Source organism: Sphaerisporangium sp. NPDC005289 (genome assembly GCF_040607455.1).
GTDB lineage: Bacteria > Actinomycetota > Actinomycetes > Streptosporangiales > Streptosporangiaceae > Sphaerisporangium > Sphaerisporangium rhizosphaerae.
In genome coordinates, this window is record NZ_JBEXGS010000008.1 from 239,120 (window position 1) to 254,666 (window position 15,547).

Below are 15,547 nucleotides of genomic sequence, written 5' to 3' on the forward strand. Positions count from 1 at the left end.
CGGTCCGGGCGGCCGGCCGGCGAGAGTCGTCGTGGGTGGACGGGGATGGTGAACGGACGGCAGGACTCAGGACTCGGCGGTGGTGACCGTGGTGTACTCCTCGGCGGTGAGGAGGTCCTCGTGGGGGCCCTCGACGCGCACGCGGAACAGCCAGCCGTCGCCGTAGGGGTCGGAGTTGACCAGCGACGGGTCGTCCACGACGACCTGGTTGACCTCCACGACCTCGCCGGTGAGCGGGGCGTAGATGTCGCTCACGGACTTGGTGGACTCCACCTCGCCCACCGCGTCGCCCGCCTCGACGGTGCCGCCCACCTCGGGCAGCTGCACGAAGACCACGTCACCCAGCGCTTCGGCGGCGAACGCCGTGATGCCCACGGTCACGGTGAGGCCGTCGTCGAGGCCGGCCACCCACTCGTGCTCCTTGGTGTAGCTGAGCTCCTCGGGAATGCTGCTCACTTGCTCCTCCGGTAAAAAGGCAGGTCAATCACGTCGACCGGTTCATGGGTACCACGGATGTCGACCGCGAGCCCATCGGACACGTTGGTGTCCACGTAGGCCATCGCGATCGGCTTGCCGAGGGACTGGGACGGCGCGCCGCTGGTGACCTCTCCAACGACGGTGCCGTCAGTCAGCAGCACCACGGGATAGCCGTGGCGCGGCACTCGGCGGCCCCGCGCGACCAGGCCGCTCAGGCGCCGGCGCGGAGGGACGTCCTTGAGCGGCGCGAGCGCCGCGCGGCCGACGAAGTCGCCGGCCTTATCGAACCGTACGACCCGGCCGAGGCCGGCGTCGAAGGGGGTCAGCCCGGCGTTCAGCTCGTTGCCGTACAGCGGCATGCCGGCCTCCAGGCGCAGCGTGTCGCGGGCGGACAGCCCGGCGGGGCGCAGGCCGTGGGAGTCGCCGGCCTTGGTGAGCTCCTGCCACAGCGTGACGGCGTCGCCCGCGGCGACGAACAGCTCGAAGCCGTCCTCGCCGGTGTACCCGGTGCGGGCGATGAGCGCCTCGACGCCGGCCACGGTGCCGGGCAGGCCCGCGTAGTACTTCAGGCCGGGCAGGTCGGCGTCGGTGAGCGTGGCGAGGATCTCCTGCGCGCGGGGCCCCTGGACGGCGATCAGCGCGTACTCGGCGGACCGGTCGCGCACCTCGGCCTGGAAGCCCTCGGCGCGCTCGGTGAGCTCGGCCGCCACCTGCTCGTAGTTGGAGGCGTTGGCCACGACGAGGTACTCCTCGGCGGCCAGGCGGTAGACGATCAGGTCGTCGAGCACGCCGCCGTCGGGCGCGCAGATCATGGTGTAGCGGGCCCGGCCGGGCTCCAGCGTCGACAGGCTGCCCACCAGCGCGTGGTCCAGCGCCTCGCCCGCCTGCGGCCCGGTGAGGAAGATCTCGCCCATGTGGGAGAGGTCGAACAGCCCGGCGGCCGTGCGCACCGCGTTGTGCTCGGCGGACTCGCTGCCGTAGCGCAGCGGCATCAGCCAGCCGGCGAAGTCGGTGAGCGTCGCGCCGAGGCTCTCGTGCACCTCGCGGAGCGGTGTGGGTCGGGACATGATGCGCACCTCAGACAGGGTTGGATGAGAGCATCCTCCCCCTCTGTCATCGGTGCCTGAGAGTTTCGCCCGGGTTTTACCGGACTTTCACCTTCGGCGAGGCCCCACGGAGAGGGCCTGCTTTCCAGAGATCACCTGGCCCGCGCGGTCCTTTGCCTTGTGAGGTTCGCGGGGAGGACTTGCTCCTTCAGGGGTCCTGACCGGATGTCAGGACGCTCTCCCGCACGGGATCATCGGTGTTCCCGCCCACCCTACCAATGCCGATCGCCCGCCGTCGCGGCGGCGACGAGCGCCTCGAACAGCGGGCCGTCCTCGCCCGCCTCGGGGTGCCACTGGACGGCCAGGGCGAAGGGGTGGCCCGCCAGCTCCACGGCCTCCACGGTGCCGTCCTCGCAGGTCGCCGCGACCGTGAGGCCGTCGCCGAGGCGATCGGCGGCCTGGTGGTGGTAGTGGGCGGCGGCGACCTCGCCGTCCCCGAGGACCTTGGACAGGGCGGTGCCCGGCACCGGGCGCACCGGCAGGTGGCCGAACTCGCCGGGGGCCGGAGAGTGCCCGTCGTGCCCGACGACGTCCGGCAGGTGCTGGTGCAGGGTGCCACCCAGGTGGACGTTCAGCACCTGCATCCCCCGGCACACCCCGAGGAAGGGGAGCCCGGCCGAGAGCGCCGCCCCGACCAGCCCGAACTCCGCCTCGTCGCGGGACTCGCGGACGTAGCCCGTCCGCGGGTGCGGGCGCTCGCCGTACCTGGCCGGGTCGACGTCCCCGCCGCCGGCCACGATGAGGCCGTCCAGCCGGCCGGCCAGCGACGCCGGGTCGCCCGCCGGAGGCAGGATGACCGGCTGGCCGCCCGCCCGTTCGACGTGCTCGACGTAGGTGTACGGCAGCAGCGCCGCCGGCATCCGCCAGACCGTGAAGGCGGCGGGCTCGACGTAGCAGGTGATGCCGATGACGGGTCGCGACATGGTCGACCAGGCTACAGCGGGGTCACGTAGGCGCCGGAGATGCCGCCGTCCACGAGGAACTCCGCGCCGGTGATGAAACTCGCGTCGTCGGAGGCCAGGAAGGCGACCGCGGCGGCGATCTCGGACGCCTCGGCGAACCGGCCGAGCGGGATGTGCACCAGGCGCCGCTGCGCCCGCTCGGGATCCTTGGCGAACAGCTCCTGCAGCAGCGGGGTGTTCACCGGTCCCGGGCACAGGGCGTTGACCCGGATGCCCTCGCGGGCGAACTGCACGCCGAGCTCGCGGGACATGGCCAGCACGCCGCCCTTGGAGGCGGTGTAGGAGATCTGGGAGGTCGCCGAGCCCATCACGGCGACGAACGACGCGGTGTTGATGATCGAACCCTTGCCCTGCCGCCGCATGTACGGGATGGCGTGCTTGCAGCACAGGTACACGCTGGTCAGGTTGACGTCCTGAACCCGCCGCCAGGCGTCCATGCCGGTGGTCAGGATGGAGTCGTCGTCGGGTGGTGAGATGCCGGCGTTGTTGAAGGCGACGTCCACCGAGCCGTAGGTGTCGAACGCCGTGCGGAACATCTCGGCGACGTCGTCCTCGCTGGTCACGTCGGTCCGGACGAAGATGCCCCCGACCTCTTCGGCGATCTTCGCGCCGCCCTCCTCGTCGAGGTCGGCGCACACGACCTTGGCGCCCTCCTCGGCGAAGCGGCGGGCCGTGGCGAGGCCGATGCCCCCCGCCGCGCCCGTGATGACGGCGACGCGGTCGCGCAGACGTTGCATGGTGAGGTACTCCCTGGTGCTGGTGGACTCCCGTGGCCCCCGGCCGGGGCGGTGGGACGGCGGCGGTCAGTGGGCGATGAAGACGTTCTTGGTCTCGGTGAAGGCGGCCAGCGCGTCCGGGCCCAGCTCGCGGCCGAGCCCCGACTGCTTGAACCCGCCGAACGGCGTCCAGTAGCGGACCGAGGAGTGGGAGTTCACCGACAGGTTGCCGGCCTCGATGGCGCGGGCGACCCGCAGGGCCCGCCCGACGTCCCGCGTCCAGATCGACCCCGAGAGCCCGTACCGGGTGTCGTTGGCGATCTGGACGGCCTCGGCCTCACCTTCGAAGGGGACGACGCTGACCACCGGCCCGAAGATCTCCTCGGTGTAGGCGCGCTCGTCCAGCGACTCGTGGGTGAGCACGGTCGGCGGGAACCAGAAGCCCTTCCCGTCCGGGCACGTCCCCTGGAAGTGCGGCGTGCCGGTCACGAACGAGGCCACGCGGTCGCGGTGCTCGGCGCTGATCAGCGGCCCCATGGCGGTGCCGGGGTCGCGCGGGTCGCCCACGACGAGGCCGCCGACCGTCGCGACCAGCCGGTCGAGGAACTCCTCGAAGACCGGACGCTCCACCAGGATGCGCGAGCGCGCGCAGCAGTCCTGCCCGCTGTTGTCGAACACGGCCGAGGGGGCGGTGGCGGCGGCCCGCTCGATGTCGGCGTCGGCGAAGACCACGTTGGCGCTCTTGCCGCCGAGCTCCAGCGTCACCCGCTTGACCTGCTCGGCCGCCCGGGCGGTGATGAGCTTGCCCACCTCCGTCGACCCGGTGAAGACGATCTTGTTGACGCCCGGGTGGTCGACCAGCCGGGCCCCCGCGACCTCCCCTGCCCCAGGCAGGACCTGGAGCACCCCCTCGGGGAGGCCGGCCTCCAAGGCCAGCTCGGCCAGCCTCAGAGCCGTGAGCGGGGTCCACTCGGCGGGCTTCACGATGACCGTGTTGCCCGCCGCCAGTGCCGGGGCCGCCCCCCAGGTCATGATGACCATGGGGAAGTTCCACGGCACGATCACGCCCACGACGCCGAGCGGTTCGGCGAAGGTGATGTCCACCCCGCCCGGCACCGGGATCTGCTTGCCATGGTTGCGCTCCGGGGCGCCCGCGTAGAAGTGCAGGACGTCGCGGACGTTGCCGGCCTCCCAGCGGGCGTTGCCGATCGGATGCCCGGAGTTGGCCAGCTCCAGCTCGGCCAGCTCCTCGCCGTGCCGGTCGACCAGGTCGGCGAAGCGCCGCAGCAGGCGGGCGCGGTCGCCGGGGGAGACCTCCCGCCAGGCGGGGAAGGCCTTTCTGGCGCGCTCCACCGCGCGGTCGGTCTCGGCGACGTCGGCCAGCTCGACGTCGGCGAGCACGGTCTCGGTGGCAGGGTTGATGATCTTCATGGTCATGTCACATCCGCTCGAAGCCGCGGAACAGCTCCCAGTCGGTCACCGCCGCGTCGAAGGCGGCCAGCTCGACCCGGGCGTTGTTGGCGTAGTGCTCGACGACCTGCTCGCCGAGCGCGTCCTTGGCGATCTTCGACCCCTCCCACAGCGCCAGGGCGTCGCGGAGCGTCGACGGCACGGTCTCGGCGCCCGCCGTGTAGGCGTTGCCGGTGCAGGCCTCCTCCAGCGGCAGCTCGTGCTCGATGCCGTACAGCCCGGCCGCGATGAGGCCGGAGACCGCCAGGTAGGGGTTGACGTCGCCGCCGGGCACGCGGTTCTCCACGCGCAGCGAGGGGCCGTGCCCGACCAGGCGCAGGGAGCAGGTGCGGTTGTCCACGCCCCACTTGACCGCCGTCGGGGCGAAGCTTCCGGGGACGTACCGCTTGTAGGAGTTGATGTTCGGCGCGTACAGCAGCGTCAGCTCGCGCATCGCGGCGAGCTGCCCGGCGATGAAGTGCTCGCCGAGCCGGGACAGCCCGTGCGGCCCGTCCCCGGCCATGACCGGCTCGCCGTCCTCGCCGCGCAGCGAGATGTGGATGTGGCAGGAGTTGCCCTCGCGCTGGTTCGGCTTGGCCATGAAGGTGACCGACATGCCCTCCTGGGCGGCGATCTCCTTGGCGCCGTTCTTGTAGATGACGTGGTTGTCGCAGGTGGTCAGCGCCTCGGCGTACCGGAAGGCGATCTCGTGCTGACCGAGGTTGCACTCGCCCTTGGCCGACTCGACGTACATGCCCGCGCCCTCCATGCCGAGCCGGACCCGGCGCAGCAGGGGCTCGACGCGCGCGCCGCCGAGCAGGGAGTAGTCGACGTTGTACTGGTTGGCCGGGGTCAGGTCGCGGTACGCCTTGGACCACGCGGTCTCGTAGCCGTCGTTGTAGACGACGAACTCCAGCTCGGTGCCCACGTAGGCCGCCCAGCCGCGCTCGGCCAGCCGGGCCGTCTGCCCGCGCAGGATCTGCCGGGGCGAGGCCGTCACGTCCGAGCCGTCCTCCCAGACCAGGTCGGCCATCAGCATGGCCGTGCCCTCCTGCCAGGGCACCCGGCGCAGGGTGGACACATCCGGGCGCATCACGAAGTCGCCGTACCCCCGCTCCCAGGACGACATGCTGTAACCGTCGACGGTGTTCATGTCGATGTCCACGGCGAGGAGGTAGTTGCATCCCTCGGCGGCGTGGTGCAGCACCTCCTCGAGGAAGTAGCGCGCGGACAGCCGCTTGCCCTGGAGGCGTCCCTGCATGTCGGCGATGGCAAGGAGCACGGTGTCGACCCGCCCGGCGGACACCTCTTCACGCAGTTGGTCGACGGTGAGCACCGTGTCCCCTTCCGGCAAAAGTCTGGAAACAGACCATTGGAGGCATGCAAGCACCAGCGGCGGCCCCCCGTCAACGGTCCGCCCCGCCCCAGCAGCGGAATGGACTAATCTCGAACCATTGGGACCGTTTCAGGGGAGGGCGTGATGGACGGGCACCAGCTCGTCGCGCTCCTGCGGCCCGTCCGCGCCGGCAACGCCTTCGAGGAGACCGTCGAGCGGCTGCTGCAGGCCATCAAGCTCGGCGTCGTCGCGCCCGGCGACAAGCTTCCCCCCGAACGCGAGCTGGCCGCCCGGCTCGGCATCAGCCGGGTCACCCTGCGTGAGGCCATCCGCGCCCTGCAGGAGGCCGGCTACCTCGACGTGCGCCGCGGCCGGTACGGCGGAGCGTTCGTCGTCTACCAGCCCCCGCGCCCGCGCCAGGGCGACCTGCGCAGGGCCGTCAAGCAAATGGGCGCGGACGAGCTGGACGACGCGCTGACCTTCCGCATGGCCATCGAGTGCGGCGCCGCCCAGGTGCTGGCGGCCACCGAGCTCACCGGCGAGCAGCGCGAAACGCTGCGGCGCAGGCTGGCCGGCGTCAACGACGCCGCTCCGGCCGACTACCGGCGGCTGGACACCGCCTTCCACCTGTCCATCGCCGAGCTCACCGGGTCGGCGCTGCTGGCCTCGGCCGCCGCCGACGCGCGGCTGCGGGTCACCGACCTGCTGAACGCCATCCCGGTGCTCGGCCCCAACATCGACCACGCCGCCGCGCAGCACGCCGCGATGGTCGCCGCCATCCTCGCCGGGGACGCCGAGGCCGCGCGGCGGGCCGTCGTCGAGCACCTGGAGGGCACCGCCGCCCTCCTGCGCGCCTTCCTCGCCTGAACGCCCCCGGCGGCGATCGGCTGTGAACGCCGCGCCCGGCCGCCGGAACCGGCGCCGCTCCGGGCACCGCGCCGCCCTCCCGATCGTCGAACAGAGGGCCGGCCGAGAGCGGGAACGACGGCCGGCGGAGCGGACGGCACGGCCCGGTGGATCAACGACCCCGGGACCGTACGTAGCATCGGTACTGGGGGATGCCTGTGGGAGTCTGGTTTCACGAACGGATCATCGACACCGGACGGCTGCCGCTCTTCTGCTTCCTGTCGGCGCTGATCGTCACGTTCGTCTTCACGCGCGTCAACGTGCGGCTGATCCGGGCCAAGGTCGGCTGGTTCCGCGACGTCAACGTCGGCGACGTCCACGTCCACCACGTCGTGTTCGGCGTGGTCCTCATGATGTTCGGCGGGGTCGCCGGGCTGGTCACCGCGGGGCTGTCCCCCGGCTGGTACGCCTGCACCGCGGCGGTGTTCGGGGTCGGCGCGGCGCTGGTGCTGGACGAGTTCGCGCTGATCCTGCACCTGCGCGACGTCTACTGGTCGGAGGAGGGGCGCACGTCGGTCGACGCGGTGTTCGTGGCCGTCGCGGTGACGCTGCTCCTGCTGCTGGGCCTGCGTCCTTTCGGCTGGGAGGAGCCCGAGCCCTCGCCGGCCGGCCGGTGGTCGGCCGGCCTGTTGCTGCTGCTCAACCTCGCGCTCGCCGTGGTCACGCTGCTCAAGGGCAAGATCTGGACCGGCCTGGCGGGGCTGTTCGTCCCCGTCCTGCTGATCGTCGGCGCGGTGCGGCTCGCGCGTCCCGGGTCCCCATGGGCGCGCTGGTTCTTCGCCCCCGGCTCGCGGCGGCCGCGGGCGTCCAAGATGGCCACCGCGGTGCACCGGGAGATCCGCTGGCGCCGTCCGGTGATCAGGGCGAAGATCGCCGTGCAGGAGTTCGTGTCCGGCCGGCACGACCTGCCCTCGGTCTGGAGCGGCAAGGCCGCCGAAGCGGTGAAGAGCGGCAAGGCCGCCGAAGCGGTGAAGAGAGGCGAGCCGGCGAAGAGGGGCGAGACGGCCGCGCGGCCGCACCGGCACCCGTGACGGCCCCTCTCGCTCCGGTCACGGGCGCAGGTGGGCCACCAGACGCCTGACCTGGTCGGCGTAGTGGTCGGTGAACTCCGGTGAGGCCGGGTCGGCCTCGCACAGCACCCGCACCAGATGCGGGAAGGCCACGCCCGCGCTCGACAGGGCGAACAGGGCCAGCATCAGGCACGCCGGGTCGATGTCGGCGGGGAACTCGCCGTCCGCCTGGCGCCGCCGCATGTCCGCGAGATCGCGCCGCAGGTCTTCGCCGAGCTCGGGCGTGACGGCGCCGCCCTCGGTCAGGCCCTCCCACACCATCATGCGGCCGAAGTCGCGGTTGGCGGCGTTGGCCCGGACGTAGGCCGCGGCCAGGTCGGGGAGCGGGGCGGCGGGGTCGGCGAAGCCGCTCTCGGCGCTCTGCCAGCGGTCGGTGAGCTCGCGGTACAGGCCTTCCTTGCCGCCGAAGTAGTACGAGATGAGCTGCTTGTTCACCCCGGCTCTGGCCGCGATCTCACTCACCCGGGCGCCGGCGAACCCTTTGGCGCCGAACTCCTCGATGGCGGCCCGCACGATGCGCTCTTTGGTGCGCTCGGGGTCGCGCCGTCGTTCGGCGGGGGCACGTCTCATGGGATCACGCTAGCACTCTCATCCTCAAGGATGAGATTTCCATCCGTGCGGTTGACACAATCATCCGTACGGTTGATAGTTGGGGACATGAACCCACGCATAGCGGTGATCGGAGGCGGCGTCGGCGGCCTCTGCCTGGCACAAGGACTACACAAGGCGGGCGCCCAGGTGACCGTCTACGAACGCGACCGCACCCCCGGCGACCGGCTGCAGGGGTATCGCGTCCACATCGACCCCAACGGCGCGCGGGCCCTGCACGACTGCCTGCCGCCATGGCTCTGGGAGAGCTTCGTCGCCACCACCGGCGCGCGCGGCCAGGGCTTGGCCTTCCTCACCGAACAGCTCGAAGAACTGCTGCTGATGCAGGTGCCCGAGGTCGACGACCCCGTCGACGACCACCACTCGGTCAGCCGCATCACGCTCAGGCAGATCCTGCTGTCCGGGTTGGAGGAGGTGGTGCGCTTCGGCAAGACCTTCGAGCGCTACGAGCGGGAGGACGACGGGCGCGTCCGGCTGTTCTTCGGGGACGGCACCAGCGACGTCGCCGACATCGTGGTCGGCGCGGACGGCGGCAACTCGCGGGTCAGGAAGCAGTACCTGCCGCACGCCCAGCGCGTCGACACCGGCATCCTCGGGGTGGCCGGCAAGTTCCCGCTCACCGCGCGCACCCGCGACCTGATCGACCCGGGCCTGGTCCAGCGGCCTAGCAACGTCATCCCGCCCAAGGGCGCCGGCCTGTTCTGCGCCCCGCACGACCTCGGCGAGGCCCCCGCCCCGCCGCGCGGCGTCATCGGCGGCACCGACAGGGAGGGCGCCCTGTACGACAACACCGGCAGCTACGTCCTGTGGGCGTTCGCCGCGCAGCAACGGCGCTACCCGCGAGACCCGTCCGCCCTGTCCGGTGAGGAACTGCGCGACACCGTCGCCGGCATGATGACGGGCTGGCACCCCGACCTGCGCCGGCTGGTCACCATGTCCCACCCCGACACCGTCTCGCTGCTGCCGATCCGCACCTCGGTGCCCGTCGGCCCCTGGCCGGCGACCACGGTCACCCTGCTCGGCGACGCCGTCCACAGCATGACGCCGATGCGCGGAGTCGGGGCCAACACCGCCCTGCGTGACGCCGGCCTGCTCTGCCGGGCCCTCACCAGCGGGCAGGACCCGGTCGAGGCGATCGCCGGCTACGAGGAGCGGATGCGTGAGTACGGCTTCGCCGCCGTCCGCGACTCGCTGCGCGCGGCCCGGCAGTTCGTCGGCGGCGGCACCGTGACCAGGCTGGCCTTCAAGACCTTCCTGCGCACCGCCCGCCGCTTCCCCGCCGTCCGGCGGACGATCTTCTCCTGATCCGGGCCCCTCCGGCCGTCTCCTGAGCACGGTGGTCCTCCGCGCCGTCCGCGACCACGCATAGCCCGCCGATTACGGGGGAGTGAGCGGGGACGAACGTTGATCGGGTGAGGAGGCAAGCGCGATGAAATTCATGGACAAGTGGAAGATGCGCCAGCTCAAGGCCCGCGCGAAGCGGCAGATCGGCGCGCAGACCGGCAACCGCGCCATGGCCGCCGAGGCCCGCACCGAAGAGGCCGAGGCACGGCTGCTCCAGACCCGCGACCGGCTGGAGGAGGTCGCCCGGGAGATCCGCCGCGAGTACGGCGTCCGCCACTGACGCTCCGGAGCGGCCGCCGGCCGCCGCGCGCCGAGCCGCGTCCGCGGCGGGCGTGGCGGCCGGTTTCGTGCCCGTGGCCCTCGCCCCGTGAGGGGCGCCGCTCAGGGGCTCAGCGGGGAGGGCCGATCAGGGGCTCAGCCGGGGAGGCGGGCGAGGAACGAGGCGACGACCTGCCGGACGTCCTCGCGGCCGAGGTCGTCGTCGTGGCCTCCCGCCGTGAGGTAGGTCGTCACGGGGTGGCCCGAGGCCAGCAGGGCGTTGCTGAGGTCCAAGGTCTGCGTCGCCGGGACGACGTCGTCCTCCCGGCCGTGCAGCAGCAGGACGGGCACCCCGTTGCCCACGTGGTTGGCCGGCGTCACATCGGCGGTGGCCTGGTCGCCGGGGGCCGGGACGTGGCCGAGCAGCCGCGCCCACGGGCTGCCGGCGTCGCGGCACTCCGGCCAGTCGGCCGCCAGCGGGTCCAGCGGAGGAGCCCAGGCGATCACCCCGGCCACGTCGTCGGGCGCGTCCACGCCCCGCAGCGCGATGTGCAGGGCCAGATGGGCGCCCGCCGAGGTGCCGGCGACCAGCAGCGGCACGCCGGGATGATCGGCGCGGACCTTGCGCGCCGCCTCGCGCACGTCGTCGAGCTGCGCCGGCCAGGTGGCCTCATGGCTCAGCCGGTAGGTGGCCGGGTGGACGTCGAGCCCGTGGGCGGCCAGGATGCCGCGCGAACGCTCCCCGGCGTCGCGCTGCATCCACGCCCCGCCGTGCAGCCAGATCAGTGCCCGCCTCATGCCGTGATCCTATGGCTCGCGGCGGCTTGCCTCCGCGGCCGCCGGCGTCCTGTACGCCTCGCAGCGGGGAGGAGTGGACGTGCCATCCGGAGGCCCGCCCGTCCTCTCCCGAAGTGTAGTGAGATCGTGACCGTGCGTAGCAGGCGTCGCCGGTGGGGAGGCTTCAGCGTGACGCGGCCCGCACCACCATGGGCGGGCCCGCGGCGCCGGCGGACCACCCGATCACGTGTCGACGGATCACGATCGAGCAGGCCGGCGGGCAGGCGGACCAACGGATGGACGTGGAGAGGCGAGCATGCACAAGGACACCTCGGCGGTTCCGGACCCGGCGGAGCTCAGGCGGCGGCTCGGCAGGAGCGGCGTGTGGCTCGGCACCCTCGGCCGCCTGGACGCGGAGAGCACCCGCAGGGCGGCCGGCGCGATCGAGGACCTCGGATACCGGTCCCTGTGGATCTCCGAGGTCTACGGCGCCAAGGACTCCCTGGTGAACTCCGGCATCCTGCTCTCGGCCACCGACCGCCTCATCGTCGCCACCGGCATCGCCAACCTCTACGCCCGGGACGCGGCCTCGGCGGACGCGGGCGCCAACGCCCTGGCCGAGGCGTGGTCGGGACGGTTCATCCTCGGCCTCGGCGTGAGCCACGTGCCGCTGGTCGCCGTGCGCGGCCACGACTACGGCAAGCCCGTCTCGACCATGCGCGCCTACCTCGACGCGATGGACCAGGCCCCCTACCAGGCTCCGCTGCCCGAACGGCCCGCCCGCGTCCTGGCCGCGCTGCGCTCCGGCATGCTGAGGCTCGCGGCAGAGCGCACCCAGGGCGCGCACACCTACTTCGTCGGCCCCGACCACACGGCCAAGGCCAGGGAGATCCTCGGCCCCGAGCCCCTGCTCGTCCCTGAGCAGGCCATCGTCCTGGACACCGACGCCGACCGGGCCCGTGCCACCGCGCGCGAGTACATGGCCCTGTACCTGACGCTGCCGAACTACCTCAACAACCTGCGCGAGATGGGGTGGGGCGACGCCGACTTCGCGGACGGCGGCAGCGACGCGCTGGTGGACGCGATCGTGGCCTGGGGCGACGCCGACGCCATCGGCGAGAGGGTCCGCGCCCACCACGACGCCGGAGCCGACCACGTCTGCGTCCAGCCCCTCACGTCCACGATCGACGAGACCCTCACCCACCTGGGCGTCCTGGCCGCCACCCTCACCACCTGACCAGCCCACCAGGCGGGCGAGGAGATGCGCCCGGCCCCGCGCAGGATGCCGTTCGCACCGGAGCCGCGGTCGCACGGCGCTGGTCGCGGACGGCGCTGGTCGGACCGGCGCCGCTCAGACGGTGCCGCTCAGACGGTGCTGGTCAAATGGTGCCGCTCAGATGGCGCCGGTCAGACCGCGGACGGCGAGGCCGGCGCCGAGCAGGACGACCGTCGCGGCGGTGCCGATGGGCGTGAGTCCGGCGAGGCGGCCCGCCAGGCCCTCGCGTTTCGCGGCGAGCGCGTCCAGCCGGCTCGCCAGCCTCACCAGCAGCAGGCCGGTCGCCGTCAGGGTGGCCGCCATGCCCAGGCCGTAGGCGGCGACCAGGGCGACGCCGAACCACGTACGGCCGAGGGCGGCGGCGCCGAGCAGCACGATCAGCGCCGACGGGCTCGGCACCAGGCCGCCCGCCACCCCCAGCCCGATCAACCCGGCCCGCCCGCCGCCCCCACGCGCGTGTCCGTGCCCGTGCCCGTGCCCGTGCCCGTGCCCGTGCCCGTGGCCGTGGCCGTGCCCGTGGCCGTGCCCGTGCCCGTGGCCGTGGCCGTGCCCGTGTCCGTGCGGGTGTCCGTGCGGGCCTCGGTCCGCGACGCCGTGTTCGCCCGCGTCTTCGTCTCCCGGCGCATGCCCGGAACCGTGCCCGTGGCCGTGCGCGTGTCCATGGTCGTGGCCGTGGCCGTGTCCATGGTCGTTCTCGGGGGAGCCGCGGTGGGCGCGGGCGGCGGACCACAGCAGGCGCAGGCCCACGGCGACGATGAGCAGGCCGCTGGCGATCCCGAGCCAGGACAGGACCGACTCCCCGGCCACGGCGGAGAGCGCGCTGATCAGCAGGCCCACGACGAGCACGCCCGCGGTGTGCGTGGCGGTGACCGTGGCTCCGACGACCAGGGCGTCACGCGGGCGGCCCCGGCGTCCGGCCAGGTAGGCGGCCATGACGGTCTTGCCGTGCCCGGGGATCAGCGCGTGCCCGGCGCCGAGCGCCACCGCAAGCAGCACGGCCAGCAGGCCGAGCGGCACGGTGAGGGAGGAGGCGCCGATGAGGCCGGTGAACGTGCGGTCCAGGCCGGCCAGCCAGTCTCCGATCGGCCCGGGAAGGGACGGCCCCGCCAGGGAGGCGAGCGGCCGGCCCCCGGCCCCGTCGCCCGGCGCGGAGCCGGAGGCGGGCGCCGGTGCCCCCGACCCGGATGCCGGTGCCCCCGACCCGGATGCCGGCGCCGCCTGGCCGGAAGCCGACGTCCCCGATCCGGAAGCCGGCGCCGCCTGGCCCGGGTTCGCGGAGGTGGTGCGCAGGGTGGCCGAGCGCTGGTCGAGGGGGGCGGTGAGCAGGTCGGCAGGGTAGGAGCGCAACCGGTCGCTCACGCTCGTCGCGGGCACGGACGGCTGGTCGAACCGCACTCCCTCGGGGACCGCGGTGATCTCGCGCCAGCCGATGCGGTCGCCGAGGAAGGAGTCGGTGAACACGATCGAGGACGCGGCGGAGACGGCGGCCGGAGCCGACAGGTCACAGGTGAGGCGGCTGGTCCGCAGGCCGCCCTGCCCCGGGGCGTAGGCGTAGGAGGCGGCGCCGACCTGCCAGGGCAGCGTCCTGCCGTCCACCGTCAGACGCTGCGCGCGGGACAGCTCCGCGCACGCCGCGGCGGCGTACGCGGCCCGCTCGGCGGGGGAGGCCGCGCCGGAGCCGTCGGCGTCGACCCGCGCCGCGCTCTGCAGCGTCGGCAGTTCGGCGTAGTCGACGATGGCCGTGTTCCCGACCCGCTGCGGGGTGACCCGCAGCCCGTCGTAGTGGTTGACCGTGAAGTTGCCGAGCGGGTGGGCCGCCACGACGGCGGCCAGGACCAGGGCGATCATGAGGGCCTCGCGAGGGCTGGGAGGTCGGGGGAGAAGCGCGGGCCGGCGGACGCGGCGGGCGGGCGGGCGGCGGAGCCGCGTCCGAGCGCGTGCTCGATCGTGGCGCGGTGGTAGCGGGCCAGGGCGTTGCGCCACCCTCGGGCGGTCGCCTTCCTGGCGTACGGAAGAGCCTCGCGGGACCGGCCCGCCTTGTGCAGCGCCCAGGCCAGGGCGTCGGCGGCGGCCATGTTGGGGTTCCTGCCGTACTCGGCCTTCGCGTGCCGCACGGCCTCGGACGCGGACCCGTGGTCGGCCTCGAACTCGGCCCAGGTGAGGTCGTCGCGGACCCCGCCCGCGGCCATCAGCCGCTTCTGGGCCCTCAGCAGCTCCCACTGCGGGGCTGGGTCCCTGCCGAGCTTCCGCAGGACCTCGCCGTACTCGACGATGTACTGGGCCAGGGGGAGGCGCTCGACCACGGCGGCGTACCCGGCGGCGGCGTCGCCGAGCCGCCCGCCGAGCGCCTCGGCGCGGGCCCGGCCCGCCAGGGCGGGGACGAAGCCGGGCAGGGCGCGGAGCGCCTCCTGGTACATCCGCCCGGCCCGCGCCAGGTCGCCCGCGCGCAGCGCCAGTTCACCCAGGTAGTAGCGGCAGTAGGCGACGTCCTCGGGGGCGAGCGCGTCGTCCAGGGCCGCCGACAGCATCCGCCGGGCCTCGCGGAGGTCCCCGCGCAGCTCGGCGTCGTAGGAGGCGCGGGTGAAGGAGGCGACGCCGGGCCGCAGGTCCATCATGCGCCGCACGGCGGCGGTGGCGCCCGCGTAGTCGCCGAGCTGGGTGCGGGCGTCGGTCAGCACGCCGTAAGCGGCGGCGCCGTATGGGTCGGCCGCGATCGCCCGCAGTGCCAGGCGGGCCGCGTCGGTGAAGTCGTGGCGCCCGGCGGCGAGCGCGGCCCGGCCGGTGAGGACGGCCGGGTCGCCCGGCGCCAGGGCGGTCGCGCGGGCCAGCGCCCGCTCGGCCCTGACGTAGGACGAGGGGTCGGCGGTGACCCGGGCCTGCTCCACGTAGGCGACGCCGAGCGACGCCCACGCCTGGTGGTCCTCGGGCAGCCTCCTCAGCCGCACCGTCAGGGTCTTCACGGCCGCGGCCGCCTCCGCGGGCGAGCGCGGCGCCGCGGCGAGCGCGGGGGCCTGGGCGGCGGGAGCGGCGGGGGCGGCGGGCGAGGCCGGCGACGGGGGCAGCAAGGTCGCCGCGGCCGTGACCGCCAGGGCCACCGCGAGGGCACCAGCCCCCGTGAGGGCCGCCGCGCGCAGGCCGCCGCGATGGCGATCGAGATGGGACATGGTGATTCTCCTGGTGTTCCCGTGATCGTTCCTGGACGGCCGTGGCGGTCCCCACCGGCCGTGGAGGCCGGTGAAAGGACTGGAGGAGGCGGCGGCG

The 15,547-nt window shown here is 73.6% G+C and carries 15 protein-coding genes and 1 riboswitch; of the genes, 5 read left to right on the forward strand and 10 right to left on the reverse strand.

Annotated features, from left to right (window positions below):
• Positions 1-66: 66 nt before the first annotated feature.
• From gcvH to ABZT47_RS16820, 6 genes are all read right to left on the reverse strand, one after another.
• Positions 67-456 carry a glycine cleavage system protein GcvH gene (gcvH, locus tag ABZT47_RS16795; RefSeq protein WP_354842072.1) on the reverse strand — a complete coding sequence of 130 codons (390 nt, stop codon included), beginning with the start codon at positions 454-456 and terminating at the stop codon, positions 67-69.
• Positions 453-1,544 (reverse strand): glycine cleavage system aminomethyltransferase GcvT, encoded by a 1,092-nt coding sequence (gcvT, locus tag ABZT47_RS16800; RefSeq protein ID WP_354842075.1) that lies wholly within the window; start codon positions 1,542-1,544, stop codon positions 453-455. Before gcvT ends, gcvH begins: the two co-directional genes overlap by 4 nt.
• A 135-nt stretch (positions 1,545-1,679) precedes the next feature.
• Positions 1,680-1,777, reverse strand: a riboswitch (glycine riboswitch).
• An 18-nt stretch (positions 1,778-1,795) separates the two neighbouring features.
• Entirely contained in the window at positions 1,796-2,506 is a 711-nt protein-coding gene (locus tag ABZT47_RS16805; RefSeq protein WP_354842077.1) for a gamma-glutamyl-gamma-aminobutyrate hydrolase family protein, read from the reverse strand.
• A gap of 11 nt (positions 2,507-2,517) precedes the next feature.
• A complete protein-coding gene (locus ABZT47_RS16810) occupies positions 2,518-3,282 on the reverse strand; it encodes a 3-oxoacyl-ACP reductase (protein WP_354842080.1) in 765 nt (254 codons plus the stop codon).
• A 66-nt stretch (positions 3,283-3,348) separates the two neighbouring features.
• The gene (locus ABZT47_RS16815) at positions 3,349-4,698 is read right to left on the reverse strand and encodes an aldehyde dehydrogenase family protein (protein WP_354842083.1); all 1,350 of its coding nucleotides are present in this window, start codon (positions 4,696-4,698) and stop codon (positions 3,349-3,351) included.
• A gap of 1 nt (position 4,699) precedes the next feature.
• Positions 4,700-6,046, reverse strand: a complete 1,347-nt coding sequence (locus ABZT47_RS16820; protein WP_354842086.1) for a glutamine synthetase family protein — start codon at positions 6,044-6,046, stop codon at positions 4,700-4,702.
• Positions 6,047-6,190: 144 nt separating this feature from the next.
• Here ABZT47_RS16820 and ABZT47_RS16825 point away from each other — a divergent pair, with 144 nt between their 5' ends.
• Together ABZT47_RS16825 and ABZT47_RS16830 are read left to right on the forward strand one after the other, a co-directional pair.
• Positions 6,191-6,913 (forward strand): GntR family transcriptional regulator, encoded by a 723-nt coding sequence (locus ABZT47_RS16825; protein WP_354842088.1) that lies wholly within the window; start codon positions 6,191-6,193, stop codon positions 6,911-6,913.
• 191 nt (positions 6,914-7,104) lie between these two features.
• Positions 7,105-7,983, forward strand: coding sequence for a hypothetical protein (locus ABZT47_RS16830; protein WP_354842091.1), 879 nt, complete (start codon positions 7,105-7,107; stop codon positions 7,981-7,983).
• A gap of 18 nt (positions 7,984-8,001) precedes the next feature.
• Here the strand turns inward: ABZT47_RS16830 and ABZT47_RS16835 are convergent, their stop codons facing one another.
• On the reverse strand, positions 8,002-8,592 hold the full coding sequence (locus tag ABZT47_RS16835) for a TetR family transcriptional regulator (RefSeq protein WP_354842094.1): 591 nt from the start codon (positions 8,590-8,592) through the stop codon (positions 8,002-8,004).
• 87 nt (positions 8,593-8,679) lie between these two features.
• Between ABZT47_RS16835 and ABZT47_RS16840 the strand changes: the two genes are divergently transcribed.
• Together ABZT47_RS16840 and ABZT47_RS16845 are read left to right on the forward strand one after the other, a co-directional pair.
• Positions 8,680-9,936, forward strand: a complete 1,257-nt coding sequence (locus tag ABZT47_RS16840) for an FAD-dependent monooxygenase (RefSeq protein WP_354842097.1) — start codon at positions 8,680-8,682, stop codon at positions 9,934-9,936.
• A gap of 124 nt (positions 9,937-10,060) precedes the next feature.
• A complete protein-coding gene (locus tag ABZT47_RS16845) occupies positions 10,061-10,255 on the forward strand; it encodes a hypothetical protein (protein ID WP_354842100.1) in 195 nt (64 codons plus the stop codon).
• A gap of 134 nt (positions 10,256-10,389) precedes the next feature.
• On the opposite strand, the gene ABZT47_RS16850 is transcribed toward ABZT47_RS16845, so the two are convergent.
• Positions 10,390-11,031, reverse strand: coding sequence for an alpha/beta hydrolase (locus tag ABZT47_RS16850; RefSeq protein WP_354842103.1), 642 nt, complete (start codon positions 11,029-11,031; stop codon positions 10,390-10,392).
• 295 nt (positions 11,032-11,326) lie between these two features.
• On the opposite strand from ABZT47_RS16850, the gene ABZT47_RS16855 reads away from it, so the two are divergent.
• The gene (locus ABZT47_RS16855) at positions 11,327-12,247 is read left to right on the forward strand and encodes a TIGR03620 family F420-dependent LLM class oxidoreductase (RefSeq protein WP_354842105.1); all 921 of its coding nucleotides are present in this window, start codon (positions 11,327-11,329) and stop codon (positions 12,245-12,247) included.
• A 156-nt stretch (positions 12,248-12,403) separates the two neighbouring features.
• Here the strand turns inward: ABZT47_RS16855 and ABZT47_RS16860 are convergent, their stop codons facing one another.
• Both ABZT47_RS16860 and ABZT47_RS16865 read right to left on the reverse strand, forming a co-directional pair.
• A complete protein-coding gene (locus tag ABZT47_RS16860) occupies positions 12,404-14,134 on the reverse strand; it encodes a High-affinity nickel-transporter (protein ID WP_354842108.1) in 1,731 nt (576 codons plus the stop codon).
• Positions 14,131-15,450 carry a tetratricopeptide repeat protein gene (locus ABZT47_RS16865; RefSeq protein ID WP_354842111.1) on the reverse strand — a complete coding sequence of 440 codons (1,320 nt, stop codon included), beginning with the start codon at positions 15,448-15,450 and terminating at the stop codon, positions 14,131-14,133. Before ABZT47_RS16865 ends, ABZT47_RS16860 begins: the two co-directional genes overlap by 4 nt.
• Positions 15,451-15,547: the final 97 nt, after the last annotated feature.

What these genes read in the sequence shown, in the direction of transcription:
- ABZT47_RS16830 (WP_354842091.1), top strand. Translation starts at nt 7,105, where the DNA reads ATGCCTGTGGGAGTCTGGTTTCACGAACGGATCATCGACACCGGACGG.
- ABZT47_RS16850 (WP_354842103.1), bottom strand. Translation starts at nt 11,031, where the DNA reads ATGAGGCGGGCACTGATCTGGCTGCACGGCGGGGCGTGGATGCAGCGC.
- ABZT47_RS16805 (WP_354842077.1), bottom strand. Translation starts at nt 2,506, where the DNA reads ATGTCGCGACCCGTCATCGGCATCACCTGCTACGTCGAGCCCGCCGCC.
- ABZT47_RS16825 (WP_354842088.1), top strand. Translation starts at nt 6,191, where the DNA reads ATGGACGGGCACCAGCTCGTCGCGCTCCTGCGGCCCGTCCGCGCCGGC.
- ABZT47_RS16810 (WP_354842080.1), bottom strand. Translation starts at nt 3,282, where the DNA reads ATGCAACGTCTGCGCGACCGCGTCGCCGTCATCACGGGCGCGGCGGGG.
- ABZT47_RS16865 (WP_354842111.1), bottom strand. Translation starts at nt 15,450, where the DNA reads ATGTCCCATCTCGATCGCCATCGCGGCGGCCTGCGCGCGGCGGCCCTC.
- ABZT47_RS16855 (WP_354842105.1), top strand. Translation starts at nt 11,327, where the DNA reads ATGCACAAGGACACCTCGGCGGTTCCGGACCCGGCGGAGCTCAGGCGG.
- ABZT47_RS16845 (WP_354842100.1), top strand. Translation starts at nt 10,061, where the DNA reads ATGAAATTCATGGACAAGTGGAAGATGCGCCAGCTCAAGGCCCGCGCG.
- ABZT47_RS16840 (WP_354842097.1), top strand. Translation starts at nt 8,680, where the DNA reads ATGAACCCACGCATAGCGGTGATCGGAGGCGGCGTCGGCGGCCTCTGC.
- ABZT47_RS16815 (WP_354842083.1), bottom strand. Translation starts at nt 4,698, where the DNA reads ATGACCATGAAGATCATCAACCCTGCCACCGAGACCGTGCTCGCCGAC.
- ABZT47_RS16835 (WP_354842094.1), bottom strand. Translation starts at nt 8,592, where the DNA reads ATGAGACGTGCCCCCGCCGAACGACGGCGCGACCCCGAGCGCACCAAA.
- gcvT (WP_354842075.1), bottom strand. Translation starts at nt 1,544, where the DNA reads ATGTCCCGACCCACACCGCTCCGCGAGGTGCACGAGAGCCTCGGCGCG.
- ABZT47_RS16860 (WP_354842108.1), bottom strand. Translation starts at nt 14,134, where the DNA reads ATGATCGCCCTGGTCCTGGCCGCCGTCGTGGCGGCCCACCCGCTCGGC.